This is a genomic window from Pseudomonas sp. NFX1 (genome assembly GCF_051123555.1).
In the GTDB taxonomy this organism is placed as follows: domain Bacteria; phylum Pseudomonadota; class Gammaproteobacteria; order Pseudomonadales; family Pseudomonadaceae; genus Aquipseudomonas; species Aquipseudomonas capeferrum.
Genome location: NZ_CP169366.1, coordinates 581,841 through 596,801, shown reverse-complemented (window position 1 = coordinate 596,801; position 14,961 = coordinate 581,841). Strand labels below are relative to the sequence as shown.

10 protein-coding genes are annotated in these 14,961 nt (G+C 63.3%); all 10 read left to right on the top strand.

The genetic code is table 11. From position 1 onward, the window contains the following. The first annotated feature begins 56 nt into the window (after positions 1–56). The 10 genes from gloB to DJ563_RS02545 all read left to right on the top strand — a co-directional run bounded on the left by gloB (position 57) and on the right by DJ563_RS02545 (position 14,850). Positions 57–836 carry a hydroxyacylglutathione hydrolase gene (gloB, locus tag DJ563_RS02590; RefSeq protein WP_434518761.1) on the top strand — a complete coding sequence of 260 codons (780 nt, stop codon included), beginning with the start codon at positions 57–59 and terminating at the stop codon, positions 834–836. A 100-nt stretch (positions 837–936) separates the two neighbouring features. Beyond that, entirely contained in the window at positions 937–2,367 is a 1,431-nt protein-coding gene (locus DJ563_RS02585; RefSeq protein WP_274099049.1) for a lytic transglycosylase domain-containing protein, read from the top strand. A 165-nt stretch (positions 2,368–2,532) separates the two neighbouring features. Next, positions 2,533–4,362, top strand: a complete 1,830-nt coding sequence (locus DJ563_RS02580) for an extracellular solute-binding protein (RefSeq protein WP_434518760.1) — start codon at positions 2,533–2,535, stop codon at positions 4,360–4,362. Then, entirely contained in the window at positions 4,359–6,194 is a 1,836-nt protein-coding gene (locus tag DJ563_RS02575; protein ID WP_434518759.1) for an extracellular solute-binding protein, read from the top strand. Before DJ563_RS02580 ends, DJ563_RS02575 begins: the two co-directional genes overlap by 4 nt. Position 6,195: 1 nt before the next feature. Then, on the top strand, positions 6,196–7,269 hold the full coding sequence (locus DJ563_RS02570) for a microcin C ABC transporter permease YejB (RefSeq protein ID WP_033699217.1): 1,074 nt from the start codon (positions 6,196–6,198) through the stop codon (positions 7,267–7,269). 1 nt (position 7,270) lies between these two features. Then, complete coding sequence (locus DJ563_RS02565; protein WP_033699218.1) at positions 7,271–8,290, top strand: ABC transporter permease; 1,020 nt, start codon at positions 7,271–7,273, stop codon at positions 8,288–8,290. Between the two features lies 1 nt (position 8,291). After that, positions 8,292–9,896: an ABC transporter ATP-binding protein gene (locus DJ563_RS02560; RefSeq protein WP_434518758.1), complete on the top strand. Its 1,605-nt coding sequence runs from the start codon at positions 8,292–8,294 to the stop codon at positions 9,894–9,896. A 292-nt stretch (positions 9,897–10,188) separates the two neighbouring features. Then, the gene (locus tag DJ563_RS02555) at positions 10,189–12,231 is read left to right on the top strand and encodes a TonB-dependent receptor plug domain-containing protein (RefSeq protein ID WP_434518757.1); all 2,043 of its coding nucleotides are present in this window, start codon (positions 10,189–10,191) and stop codon (positions 12,229–12,231) included. Then, entirely contained in the window at positions 12,218–13,519 is a 1,302-nt protein-coding gene (locus DJ563_RS02550; RefSeq protein WP_434518756.1) for an ABC transporter substrate-binding protein, read from the top strand. The genes DJ563_RS02555 and DJ563_RS02550 overlap by 14 nt, the downstream gene beginning before the upstream one ends. Next, entirely contained in the window at positions 13,516–14,850 is a 1,335-nt protein-coding gene (locus tag DJ563_RS02545; protein ID WP_434518755.1) for a di-heme oxidoredictase family protein, read from the top strand. Before DJ563_RS02550 ends, DJ563_RS02545 begins: the two co-directional genes overlap by 4 nt. Positions 14,851–14,961 lie beyond the last annotated feature (111 nt).

The window sequence follows — 14,961 nt, the reverse complement described above, 5'->3', positions numbered from 1 at the left end:
CGCCATCGCGGCTAAGATGCCCTCATGTCCCACGCTTGGCGATACGGATCCGCACCATGATACAGATCGATGCTCTCCCCGCTTTCTCCGACAACTACATCTGGTTGTTACAGGATACCGCCAAACGCCGTTGCGCGGTGGTCGACCCCGGCGACGCCGGCCCAGTGGAACGTTGGCTGGCGGCCAACCCCGACTGGGTGTTGAGCGATATCCTCGTGACCCACCATCACAATGACCATGTCGGCGGTGTCGAACGGCTCAAGCAATTGACCGGCGCCAAGGTCTACGGCCCGGCCAACGAGCAGATTCCCGCCCGCGATGCTGCACTGGCGGACGGCGATGAAATCACTGTGCTGGGCCTGGCGTTCCAGGTCATCGGCGTACCCGGCCATACGCTGGGGCATATCGCCTTTTACTCAGCGCAACCGGCCACACCCCTGCTGTTCAGTGGCGACACGCTGTTCGCCGCCGGTTGTGGGCGCATGTTCGAAGGCACCGCCGAACAGATGCACCCGTCCCTGCAGCGCCTGGCCGCCCTGCCGGCGCACACCGAGGTGTATTGCGCCCACGAATACACGCTGAGCAACCTGCGCTTTGCCAAGGCGGTGGAGCCACAAAACCCGCACGTTCTGCAGCGCTTCGACGAGGTTACCCGGCTACGCGCCGACAATCGCATCACATTGCCATCAACGATTGGCCTGGAACGGCTTACCAACCCCTTTATTCGCACGACTGAAACATCCGTTAAACAAAAAGCAGACGAATGGAAGGGACATTCAAACACCACGCATGTCGCTGTTTTTGCTGCCTTGAGGTCTTGGAAGGACACCTTCTGATAACCTCAAGATATATCGCATGTGAGGGTCAAAGGTTGACCAGGCCGGTAGCGGTTTCTAGAATCGCCGAAATTTTTCGCCCGGATACCTGTCCCAGCCGATGTCTTCCCGTAGCCGCAGAACCTCTCATTCCGTCGCCCTGACGCGTCTGGCCCAAATCAGTGCGCTGGCCCTGGCCGCCACGTTGGTGGGCTGCCAGAGCACCCGTCAGCTCGACGAATCCGATAGCGTTCGCGCGCACAACTATCAGGCGCGGATCAAGCACAAGCCGGCCCCGCTGCTGATCAAGCCGGCCGAGCAGGCGCCGCAGGACGTGTGGGAGCGCATGCGCCAGGGCTTCACCCTGCAGGACAGCATCGACGTCAACCCGCGCATCGAGCAGCAGCGCCTGTGGTTCGCCAGCAACCCGCGCTTCATCGAAAGCGCCGGCGAGCGCGGCAGCCTCTATCTGCACTACATCGTCGAGCGCCTCGAAGAACGCGATATGCCGCTGGAGCTGGCGCTGCTGCCAGCCATCGAAAGCGCCTACAACCCGATGGCCTACTCGCGCGCCCATGCCGCGGGCATGTGGCAGTTCATCCCGTCCACCGGCCGCCACTTCAACCTGCGCCAAACCAACTTCTATGACGGCCGCCGTGACGTGACCGCCTCGACCAACGCCGCGCTGGACTACCTGAGCCGCCTGCACGACATGTTCAACGGCGACTGGCTGCTGGCCCTGGCCGCCTACAATGCCGGTGAAGGCACGGTCAGCCGCGCCATCGAACGTAACGAAAAGCTCGGCCTGCCAACCGACTACTGGAACCTGCCACTTCCGCAGGAAACCCGCGACTACGTGCCCAAACTGCTGGCCCTGTCGCAGGTGGTGTCCACTCCAGATGCCTATGGCGTCAACCTGAACCCGATTGCCAACGAACCCTACTTCGAGGCGGTCGCCATCAATGATCGCCTCGACCTTTCGCGCGTTGCGGCGTTCGCCGACATCGACGAAGACGAGCTGATCCAGCTCAACCCGGCCTTCAAGAAGCGCATGACTGTAGACGGCCCCCAGCAATTGCTGGTGCCCACCGCCAAGGCGCAACTGCTGTCCGCCAGCCTGTCCAACCTCAAGCCTGAGCAGTTGATCAGCCTGCAGCCGAACAAGGCCGTGTTCGCCCGCGCCGTGGCCGAAGCCAAGGCCCCGGTGGCAGCGCGCAGCTACCGGGTCAAGCGTGGCGACAACCTAGGCACCATTGCCAAGGCCAATCGCGTATCGGTCAGGGATATCAAGCGCTGGAACCGTATGTCCGGCAACAGCCTCCGGGCCGGCCAGGTATTGGCACTGCGCGGCGGCAATGCGCCGAGTGCCGCCGGTAACCGGGTGGCGGCGTCCTCGAAACGCTCGACCCAGTACAAGGTACGCAAGGGTGACTCGCTGTACCTGGTGGCCAAGCGTTTCAATGTCGAAATGAAACACCTCAAGCGCTGGAACCCGCGCAGCGGGCATGCGCTCAAGCCAGGGCAGACGCTGACCGTTTACCTGTCTCACTGATGTAATGCCAGGGGCCGCTTTGCGGCCCTTTCGCGACGCAAGGCCACTCCAGCCGGTTTAGCCTTCCTCAAACGATCAAGCGCCTTCAAAACCTCTCTTTTTCCAACCCCACCAAGCTGTTACTGTACTCGATCAAAGCCCAACGCCTCTGGATCGGATGCCGACTTGATACGTCCCCTCCTGCTGTCACTCAGCCTGGCCTTGAGCTTTCCCGCCGTCGCGATGGTGAGCGAAAGCCACGGATACGCGCAGTTCGGCACGCTCAAGTACCCAGCCACATTCACCCACTTCGACTGGGTCAACCCGCAAGCGCCCAAAGGCGGCACCTTGCGGGCCATGGCATTCGGTACCTTCGACACGCTCAACCCTTACACCTTCAAGGGTTCGAGCCCGATTACCACGCCTAACTTCCAGCAGTACGGCATCAGCGAACTGAACGAACCGCTGATGATCGGCACCGGGCAATACGACCCCTCGGGCGACGAACCCACCTCCAGCTACGGCCTGATCGCGCGCTCGGTGGAGTACAGCGAAGACCGCAGCTGGGTGGTGTTCAACCTGCGCCCACAGGCACGCTTCCATGACGGCCGCCCGATCACCTCGGCGGACGTGGCGTTCTCCTATCGCACGCTGCTCAAGGATGGCCACCCTATCTACCGCACCAACCTGCAAGAAGTGCAGCGGGTGGACATCCTCGGGCCCTTACGCATTCGCTTTGTCTTCAAGCGTGCCGGCAACCCGCTGTTGATCCTGCGCCTGGGTGAAATGCCGGTGCTGCCCAAGCACTACTGGCAAGGCCGCGACTTCAAGGCCACCACCTTCGAGCCGCCGCTGGGCAGTGGCCCCTATCGCATCACCCAGGTGTTGCCCGGGCGCCGCCTGGTGTTCGAGCGGGTAAAGAACTACTGGGGCAAGGACCTTGCGGTCAACCGCGGCAAGTACAACTTCAACCGGGTCGAATACGAGTTCTACCGCGACGCCACCGTGGCGTTCGAGGCGTTCAAGGCCGGTGAGTTCGACATCTACATCGAGCACCAGGCAAAGAACTGGGCCAATGGCTACAACTTCCCGGCTGTACGCCGTGGCGATGTGATCAAGGCACAGATCCCGCACCGCATCCCCACCCAGACCCAAGGCCTGTTCATGAACAGCCGCAGGGTTGCCTTCAGCGACCCCCGAGTGCGCCAGGCGCTGGGGCTGATGCTCGACTTCGAGTGGACCAACCGCGCCCTGTTCAGCAGCGCCTACCGCCGCTCGACCAGCTATTACCCCAACAGCGAATTCGCCGCCACCGGCCTGCCCACCGGCAAGGAGTGGCTGTTGCTGGCACCGTTCCGTGACCAGTTGCCGGAAAAACTGTTCAGCGAACCCTACAAGGTCAGCCAGACCGACGGCCGCGGCATCAACCGCCAGACCCTGCGCCAGGCCCTGAGCCTGCTTGGCGAAGCCGGCTGGAAGCTGAACGGCCAGCGCCTGGTGGACAGCAAAGGCCAGCAACTGCGCCTGGAGCTGCTGCTGGTTAACCCCAACCTCGAACGCATCCTGCAACCTTATGTCGAAAATCTGTCCAGCATCGGTATCGACGCACGCTTGCGTACCGTGGACCGCGCCCAGTACAAACAACGCCTGGACCAGTTCGATTTCGACATGATTCTGATGACCCTGAACCAGACCTTGAGCCCCGGCCTCGAACAGTGGCTGTACTTTCACTCAAGCCAGGCCGCGACCAAAGGCAGCAAGAACTATGCTGGGGTCAAGGACCCGGTGGTCGACCACCTGCTCGACACCTTGCTCGCTGCGCGCACCCGCGATGACCAGGTGGCCGCCGCCCGCGCCCTGGACCGCGTGCTTTCATGGCAGTACTACATGATCCCCAACTGGTACCTCGACAACCACCGCCTGGCCTACCGCAACCGGTTCGCCTTTGTCACCACGCCGCCCTATACCCTCGGGCTGAACAGCTGGTGGATCAAGACTTCGGAGAAAGCCCAATGATGCCAACGCACCGCCTGCGCCGGCTGGCCGGCAGCCTGCTGCTGGCCTGCCTGAGCCTTCCGGCCATGGCCGCGCCGCAACACGCGCTTACGCTCTACGACGAGGCGCCCAAGTACCCGGCCAACTTCCAGCACTTCGACTACGTCAACCCGGATGCCCCCAAGGGCGGCACCTTCCGCCAGTCCAGCTTCGGTGGCTTCGACAGCCTCAACCCGTTCATCAACAAGGGCGTGGCGGCCGAGAACATCAGCGTCATCTACGACACGTTGATGCGCCAGAGCCTGGACGAGCCGTTCACCGAATACGGCCTGGTCGCCGGCAAGATCGAAAAGGCCCCGGACAACAGCTGGGTGCGCTTCTACCTGCGCCCCGAAGCCCGCTTCCATGACGGCCACCCGATGCGCGCTGAGGATGTGGTGTTCACCTTCAACGCCCTGATCAAGGACGGCGCACCGCTGTACCGCCAATACTACGGCGACGTCGCCGAAGTGGTCGCCGAAGACCCGCTACGGGTGCTGTTCAAGTTCAAGCACCAGAACAACCGCGAACTGCCGCTGATTCTGGGCCAACTGCCGGTACTGCCCAAGCACTGGTACGAAAGCCGCGAGTTCAACCGCGGCAACCTGGAGATCCCCCTGGGCAGCGGCCCGTACAAGGTCGCCGAGGTCAAGGCCGGGCGCACCATCCGCTACGAGCGGGTCAAGGACTACTGGGCCAAGGACCTGCCGATCAACCGCGGCCAGTTCAACTTCGATGCCATGACCTTCGACTCCTACCGCGACACGGCCGTCGCACTGGAGGCATTGAAGGCCGGGGCGTTCGACTATGCGCTGGAGGTCAGCGCAAAAAACTGGGCCACCGCCTACAACGTCCCGGCGGTCCGCGATGGCCGCCTGATCAAGGAAGAGCTGCCCAACGGCAACCCCACCGGCATGCAGGGCTTCATTTTCAACCTGCGCAAACCGGTGTTCCAGGACATCCGCGTGCGCCAGGCGCTAAGCCTGCTGCTGGACTTCGAGTGGACCAACAAGCAGCTGTTCAACGGCGCCTACACCCGCACCGGCAGCTACTTCGAAAACTCCGACATGGCCGCCCGGGGCGTGCCCACGCCTGACGAGCTGAAAATTCTCGAACCGCTGCGCGGCAAAGTGCCCGAGCAGGTCTATAGCGAGGCCTTCCACAACCCGGTCACCGACGCCAGCGGCATGATCCGCGAACAGCAGCGCCAGGCCTACAAGCTGCTGCAGGACGCCGGCTGGAAGATCGTCGACGACAAGATGGTCGACAAGGACGGCAAGCCGGTGACCATCGAGTTTCTGCTGGCCCAGACCGAGTTCGAGCGCATCCTGCTGCCGTTCAAGCGCAACCTCGCCGACCTGGGCATTGACCTGAACATCCGCAGGGTCGACGTTTCGCAGTACATCACCCGCCTGCGCTCGCGTGACTTCGACATGATCGTCGGGGGTTACCCGCAGTCCAATTCGCCGGGCAACGAACAGCGCGAGTTCTGGTCCAGTGCCGCTGCCGACAACCCTGGCAGCCGCAACTTCATCGGCCTGCGCGACCCGGCCATCGACCAGTTGGTTGAGCAGCTGATCAATGCCGAATCACGCCAGAGCCTGATCAACCATGCGCGCGCACTCGACCGGGTACTGCTGTGGGGCTACTACGTGATCCCCAACTGGCACATCAAGACCTGGCGCGTGGCCTACTGGAGCCACATCGGCCATCCCAAGGTGTCGCCCAAGTACGACATCGGCATCGACACCTGGTGGATCAAGCCCGGCGTGACCCCGGCTGTCAGCGACGCCACCCCGGCCGAGGCCAACTGAGATGCTGGCCTACATTCTGCGCCGCCTGCTGCTGATCATCCCGACCCTGTTCGGCATCCTGGTCATCAACTTCATCATCGTCCAGGCCGCGCCTGGCGGCCCGGTCGAGCAGATGATCGCCAAGCTCGAAGGCTTCGAAGGCGCCACCAGCCGCATCGCCGGTGGCGGTGCCGAAGTATCCGTGGCCGGCTCCAGCTACCGCGGCGCCCAGGGCCTGGACCCGGCATTGGTCGCCGAGATCGAGCGCATGTACGGCTTCGACAAATCGCCGCCCGAACGCCTGTGGATCATGGTCAAGAACTACGCCCAGCTGGACTTCGGCGACAGCTTCTTCCGCGATGCCAAGGTCATCGACCTGATCATCGAGAAGATGCCGGTGTCGATCTCGCTGGGGTTGTGGAGCACGCTGATCATGTACCTGGTGTCTATCCCCTTAGGCATCGCCAAAGCCGTGCGCCACGGCAGCCACTTCGATGTCTGGACCAGCTCGGCGATCATCGTCGGCTATGCCATCCCGGCGTTCCTGTTCGCCATCCTGCTGATCGTGCTGTTCGCCGGCGGCAGTTACTTCGACTGGTTCCCGCTGCGCGGGCTGACCTCGAACAACTTCGACGAGCTGTCCACCACCGGCAAGGTGCTGGACTACTTCTGGCACCTGGTATTGCCCATCACCGCGCTGGTCATCGGCAACTTCGCCACCATGACCCTGCTGACCAAAAACAGCTTCCTCGACGAGATCAACAAGCAGTACGTGGTCACCGCCAAGGCCAAGGGCCTGAGCCGCTCACGGGTGCTGTACGGGCATGTGTTCCGTAACGCCATGCTGCTGGTGATCGCCGGCTTCCCTTCGGCCTTCATCGGCATCTTCTTCACAGGCTCGCTGCTGATCGAGGTGATCTTCTCGCTCGACGGCCTGGGCCTGATGAGCTTCGAGGCGGCGATCAACCGCGACTACCCGGTGGTCTTCGGCACCCTGTTCATCTTCACCCTGCTCGGGCTGGTGGTGAAACTGATCGGCGACCTGACCTACACCCTGGTCGATCCACGCATCGACTTCGCCAGCCGGGAGCACTGACATGGCCTTGTCCCCTCTCAACCGCCGGCGCTTCGAGCGCTTCAAGGCCAACCGCCGAGGTTGGTGGTCGTTGTGGCTGTTCCTCATCCTGTTCGGCCTGAGCCTGGGTGCCGAGCTGATCGCCAACGACAAACCGATTGCCGTGCGCTACGACGGCGAGTGGTACTTCCCCGCCTTCAAGCGCTACCCAGAGACGACCTTCGGCGGCGAGTTCCCGCTGGAAGCCAACTACAAAAGCCCGTACATCCGCGAGCTGCTGGCCAACAAGGACAGCTTCGTGCTGTGGGCGCCGATCCCGTTCAGCTACCAGAGCATCAACTACGACCTCAAGGTGCCGGCGCCGGCCCCACCTTCGGCGGACAATTGGCTGGGCACCGACGACCAGGGCCGCGATGTGATGGCGCGAGTGATCTACGGTTTCCGCGTTTCAGTGCTGTTCGCCCTGACGCTGACCATCCTCAGCTCCATCATCGGCGTCATCGCCGGCGCCCTGCAGGGGTTCTACGGGGGCTGGGTGGACCTTGCCGGCCAGCGCTTCCTGGAGATCTGGTCGGGGTTGCCGGTGCTGTACCTGCTGATCATCCTCGCCAGTTTCGTGCAGCCCAACTTCTGGTGGCTGCTGGGGATCATGCTGCTGTTCTCGTGGATGAGCCTGGTGGACGTGGTGCGCGCCGAGTTCCTGCGTGGCCGCAACCTCGAATACGTGCGCGCCGCCCGCGCCCTGGGCATGCGCAACGGCGCAATCATGTACCGGCACATCCTGCCCAACGCGATGATCTCGACCATGACCTTCATGCCGTTCATCCTCACGGGCGCCATCGGCACGCTGACCGCCCTGGACTTCCTCGGCTTCGGCCTGCCCGCCGGCTCGCCGTCGCTGGGCGAGCTGGTCGCCCAGGGCAAATCCAACCTGCAGGCGCCGTGGCTTGGCATCAGTGCTTTCGCCGTGCTGGCGGTGATGCTGAGCTTGCTGGTGTTCATCGGTGAATCCGCCCGCGATGCCTTCGACCCAAGGAAATGACATGAGCGAACACAACCTGATCGAAGTGCGTGATCTTGCGGTGGAGTTCGTCACCGGCGAGCAGGTCAACCGCGTGGTCGACGGCATCAGCTTCGACATCCGCAAGGGCGAGACCCTGGCCCTGGTCGGCGAGAGCGGCTCGGGCAAGTCGGTGACCGCCCACTCGATCCTGCGCCTGCTGCCCTACCCCCTCGCCCGCCACCCCAGCGGCAGCATCCGCTACGAGGGCAAGGACCTGCTGCAGCAGAGCGAGAAGGCCCTGCGGCATATTCGTGGCAACCGCATTGCGATGATCTTCCAGGAGCCGATGACCTCGCTGAACCCCTTGCACTGCATCGAGAAGCAGATCAACGAGATCCTCTTGCTGCACAAGGGCCTGACCGGCAAGCAAGCCACCGCACGAACCCTGGAACTGCTCGAGCTGGTGGGCATTCCCGACCCCCACAAACGCCTCAAGGCACTGCCCCATGAACTGTCGGGCGGCCAGCGCCAGCGGGTGATGATCGCCATGGCGCTGGCCAACGAGCCGGAGCTGTTGATTGCCGATGAACCGACCACGGCGCTGGATGTGACCGTGCAGTTGAAGATTCTCGACCTGCTCAAGGAACTGCAGGCGCGGCTGGGGATGGCGCTGCTGTTGATCAGCCATGACCTCAACCTGGTGCGGCGGATCGCCCACCGCGTGTGCGTGATGCAACGTGGGCAGATTGTCGAGCAGGCCGATTGCGCGACGCTGTTCAGTGCGCCGCAGCATCACTACACGCAGATGCTGATCAATGCCGAACCGAGCGGCCAGCCTGCCCACAACCCCGTCGGTGCGCCGTTGCTTGAAGTGGATGACCTCAAGGTCTGGTTCCCGATCAAGAAAGGCTTCTTGCGGCGCACGGTTGACCATGTGAAGGCGGTGGACGGTATCAACTTCAGCTTGCCCCAGGGGCAGACGCTGGGGATTGTCGGTGAGAGTGGCTCGGGCAAATCGACACTCGGGCTGGCCATCTTGCGGTTGATTTCAAGCCAGGGCGGCATTCGCTTTCATGGCCAGCACCTCGAAGGGTTGAACCAGAAGGAAGTGCGCCCGCTGCGGCGGCAGATGCAGGTGGTGTTCCAGGACCCGTTCGGCAGCCTGAGCCCACGCATGTGCGTGGCGGACATCGTGGGCGAAGGGCTACGGATTCACCGCATCGGTACGGCTGAAGAGCAAGAGGCGGCGATCATTGCGGCGCTGGAGGAAGTGGGGCTGGACCCGCGCACCCGGCACCGCTACCCGCACGAGTTCTCCGGTGGCCAGCGCCAGCGCATTGCGATTGCACGGGCGCTGGTGTTGAAGCCGGCGTTGATTCTGCTGGATGAACCGACGTCGGCGCTGGACCGGACGGTGCAGCGGCAGGTGGTGGAGTTGCTGCGCAGCCTGCAGCAGAAGTACAACCTGACCTACCTGTTCATCAGCCACGACCTGGCAGTGGTCAAGGCGTTGAGCCATCAGCTGATGGTGATCAAGCAGGGGCAGGTGGTGGAGCAAGGGGATGCGCAGGCCATCTTCCATGCGCCGCAGCATGCGTATACGCGGCAGTTGCTGGAGGCGGCGTTTTTGGAAGTTGATACATAAGGTTGACCTCAAGCAGCAAAATCCCCCAGAACATTGCTCGTTGCGGCCAGATCACGCCTGAGGCGGCCTCGCCAACCCATCGTTATACATTTTGGTATATAGCGTTGTAACGACCGGTAAACAACGCTAGGATTCGTCGCGGTTGGCCTTCTGCCATCCCATCATTATTTTCGAGCGCTGGCTGATCACGTCCTGGGGAGGCCGTGATCAGCCAAGACTCGCCTATCGCTATATACAACAATATATAACGTCGCCAGGCACCGCCAACGCCATGGCCGACAAAGGAGCAGTAATGAAGCCGCTATCACCGCGTACCTTGATGGTTGCCGTCGCAGCCCTCGGTGCACAGCCTGTCCTCGCCGAAGAGAAAAACACCTTTACCCTCGGCGAAATCCAGATTTCCGCACCACGGGACGAAACGCTGTCCACGGGTGGTAGCGTCGTCGACTTGAAAGACATTCGGCTGCACGATCGCGAGACCGTCGGCAGCGCGCTGACCCTGGCCCCTGGGGTCAACCTCGGGTACATCGGCGGTCGCGCCGAGCAGGTGGTTTTCGTGCGTGGCTTCGATCGCCTGCAGGTGCCGGTGTTCATCGACGGCATCCCCACCTACGTGCCTTATGACGGCAACATCGACCTCGGCCGCTTCACCACCTACGACCTGTCGCGCATCCAGGTGGACAAGGGCTTCGCCTCGCTGCTGTACGGGCCCAACACCCTGGGCGGGGCGATCAACCTGATCACCCGTCGCCCGACGGATGCGTTCGAAGGCGAAGTGGGTGGCGGGCTGGAACTCACCGACCACGGCAACGTGAACGCCTACCGCAGTTACGCCAACGTAGGCTCCAACCAGGGCCTGTGGTGGGTTCAGGGTGGGGTATCGTATGTCGATTACGACTACACCCTGCTGCCCGATGACTTCAAATCGACCAATAGCCAGCAAGGCCCGGGGCGCCGCGAGAACAGTAACCACCGCGACAGCAAATTCAGCTTCAAACTTGGCTTCACACCCAACGAAACCGATGAGTACGTGCTCGGCTACGTTCAGCAGGAAGGGCGCAAGGGCCAGCCAACCTACGCCGGCAACCTGCCAACGACCGGCCAACGTGCGCGTTGGTGGGAGTGGCCGCGCTCAGACAACACCAGTGTGTTCATCGCCACCAAGACCGGCTTCGGCGAGCACGCCCTGAAAACCCGCGTTTACCACGACACCTTCAAGAACTCGCTGGAGAGTTACACCTATCGCAACGGCGTGGTCGGAGCGTTGCAGCCGGGTTTCCCCAGCAAATACGATGACGAGAGCAGCGGCTTTTCGGTAGAGGGTGACCTGGCCTTGAGCGAGGCCAACCGCCTGGGCATTGCCTACCACTTCAAGGACGATGTGCACCGTTCCCGCGATGGCGCCAACCCCCAGACCTATTTCCGTGACCAGACCCAGTCGATTGCCCTGGAAGACACCCTGCGCCTGAACGAGATATTCAGCGTGGTCGGCGGCATCTCCTATAACTACCGCAAGAGCCTGGACGCACAGAATTACGGCACCAACGCCAGCTCGCCGTCGCGGCCCATGCTCTACGACGAACCCACCGGCAGCAACGACGCCGTCAACGCGCAGCTGGGCCTGTTCGCCAATACCAACCCGCTGCTGGGCACCGACGACAACGGCCAGCTGCGCCTGACGGTTGCACGCAAAAGCCGCTTCGCGACCATCAAGGATCGCTACTCGACACGCTTTGGCACCGTCATCCCCAGCCCGGACCTGAAGTCCGAGCGAGCGACCCACTACGAGCTCGGCTACAGCGGCCAGGTGGCCCCACAATGGAAGCTCGATGCGGCGCTGTTCGTTGCCAACATCGAAGACTCCATCCAGAACGTTACGGTGCCCGCACAGGCGAACTGCGCCGCGCCCTGTGGCCAGTACCAGAACATCGCCAAGGCGCGAAACCAGGGCGTCGAACTTGGCATCAACGGCGACCTGGGGGATTGGGAACTGGCGGCCAACTACACCTGGCTTGACCGCAAGAACCTCAGCAACCGCGATTTGCACCCCACCGACACCCCACGCCACAGCTTCTTCGGCTCGGCCTCCTGGCATCTGGCCGCCTGGCAACACACCGCCAGCGTGGAGGCCGCATCGCGTCGCTACAACACCTCGGACGGCAATCAAATGGCACCAGGCTACGCCGTGTACAACCTCAAGAGCGGGTACCGGTTCAGCAACGACGTGTTGATCGAGGGCGGCGTGCGCAACCTGTTCGACCGGTTGTATGAGTACAGCGAGGGTTACCCTGAAATGGGCCGCCAATACTTCGTGCAATTCAATGCGCCGCTGTAACCGCTGGCTGGCAGGCCTGCTGCTGACCCTCAGCACGCTGCTGAGCGCTGCCCCACAGACTGTGGTGGTCATGACCAGCTACCCCGAGGAAGTGATGACGCGCATCGAGGATGGGTTTGCCCAAGCCCACCCGCAGTACCGTCTGCAGATCCTTTGGCGGCAGGGCTTCGATGCCCTGCCCTATCTGTTGCAAGCCAGGCAGGGCGGTGTCGATGTCTATTGGGCACCCTCACCCGGCAACTTCGCCCGGTTGGCGAAAGCGGGCAGCTGGCAACCGTTGGGGGTCAACCTGAAGGGCTTGCCCGCACAGATCGGTGGTTTGGCACTGCGTGACCCTCAGCACCTGTACCAGGCTACCGAATTGGCGGGGTATGGCTTTGCCATCAACGCCACGGCGCTGGGCCAATTGGGGGTGCCGACACCGCGGGACTGGCCCGACTTGCTCGACCCCCGCTTGCGCGGACGCATTGCGCTTCCAGACCCTGGCCGGGTCGGCTTTGCGCCGGTACTGCTGGATATCGTGTTGCGTGCCTATGGCTGGGAGCGCGGCTGGGCCATCTGGAGCGAGCTGGCCGGCCAGGCGCGCCTGGTGACGCGCGGCGGCACCCTGGTCAGTGATGAAGTGACCAGCGGGCGCGCAGCGGTAGGCTTGTCGATTGATTTCTTCGTCGCCTCGGCCCAGGCCAATGGCGAGCCGGTGGACTTCGTCTACCCGGCGCATGGCGGCCTAAACCCGGCGTTCATCGCCATTACCGCCCACAGCCAGGCGTTGGCCGGTGCCAGGACGTTCACTCAGTTCGTGCTGTCCGAAACGGGCCAGGGGCTGTTGGCCGATGCGGACATCCGCAAACTGCCCGTGCGCCCCAGTGTCTACCAGCATTTGCCGGCGGACTACCATGACCCGTTCGTTGCTGCGGGCCTCGGCGCCTATGACTATGGCAACGGCAGCTCACGTGAGCGCCTGGCACTGGTCAGCTCGCTGTTTACCCAATGGCTGGGCATGCCCCACGAAGCATTGAGCGCGCTCTGGGCTCGACTGCACGCGGCCGAAGCGGCTGGGCTGGACGTCAGCGCCATACGCCAGCACCTGACCGCGCCGCCACTGGATGCCGAGCAGGCCGAGGCGAAGCCGCTACTGGCACTGTTCGCAGCACGCCAGGACAACGGCATGACGCAAGCGCCGGCAAGCGACCAGGACGAACTCGGCCGCCGGGAAATCACCTGGCAGTTCAATGCCGCGCGTCACCGGGCAGAGGCGTCCCGTCTGCTTGATGGTCTGGGCCAGTGACCGCCCTGCGCGCTGCCGGGTTATCGATCGGTTTGCTGACGAGCCTGCTCGCCAGCGCCGATACCACGCACACGGCGACCCACCGTGAAGCCTTTGCTCAGCCATTCGCCGGGCTGGACGAAGGCCAGCTGGAACGCTTCTTCCGCGGGCGCAGCCTGTTCCGTCAGGCCTGGGTGGTTGCACCGTCCCGAGACGAAGCAGTGGATGGCCTTGGGCCGCTGTACAACCGGGTTTCGTGCATCGCCTGCCACCCCAAGAATGGGCGCGGACAGGCGCCGGAGCAGGGCCAGCCGATGCGCAGCATGCTGCTGCGCTTGTCGCTGCCCGGGCACGATGCCCAGGGTGGGCCAAAGCCGCACCCGGTCTATGGTGACCAGCTCAACGAACTGGGTGTGCCAGGCGTGCCGGGTGAAGGGCGCGCCCATGTCTACTGGCAAGAACATGCGGTGCAACTGGGCGACGGCGAAACCGTGATGCTGCGCAAGCCCAAGGTCGAGCTGCGCGAGCTGGCCTATGGGCCGATGGATGCGGTGTTGACCTCGGCAAGGGTGGGCCCGCCAGTATTCGGCCTCGGTTTGCTGGAGGCCATTGACGAGAGCACCCTGCGTGCCATGGCCTCTGAGGCCAAACCCGACGGCGTGACGGGGCACGTCAACGCGGTGTGGAGCGTCGAGCGACAACGCGCCGAGGCCGGTCGTTTTGGCCTCAAGGCCAACCAGCCAGACCTGCGCCAACAGATCGCCCACGCCATGCTTGGCGACCTTGGCATCACCTCGACGCTGGCCCCGGAGCAAAACTGCACGCCCGCTCAACAGGCTTGCGCCCACGCGGCGCAGGGCGGCGACCCCGAGCTGGACGCGCTGCAGCTCGGCGACCTGCACTTCTACCTCGCTCACCTGGCCGCACCAGCCCGTCGACAACAGACCGAGCCAGCAGTCATGCAGGGCGAAAAGCTGTTTTCTGCCATCGGCTGCACCGCCTGCCATCGCCCCGCGCTGGTCACCGGCAAGCACCCGCTTTATCCGGTGCTGACACAGCAACACATTGCGCCGTACACCGACCTTTTGCTGCATGACATGGGGGCAGGCCTGGCCGATGGCCGTGAGGATTATCTCGCCAACGGCCGGCAATGGCGCACTGCTGCGCTGTGGGGCCTTGGCCTCAGCGAACGGATCAACCCCGGCAGTGGTTACCTGCACGATGGCCGCGCGCGCACTTTGGAGGAGGCCATTGTCTGGCATGGCGGTGAGGCCGAAATAGCCCGGCAACGCTACGTAGCGCTCGGTGCCCAGGCGCGCCAGGCGATTCGTGCGTTTCTTCAATCGCTGTAGGGCAGCGACCCGTTCGTGGAGGGCAAAGACACATTCGTCAGCCGCGCGGCGCTTGCAAAGCAACCACAGGCCGCACGACAATAAGATTCATTACCACTCGCGAACTATTCC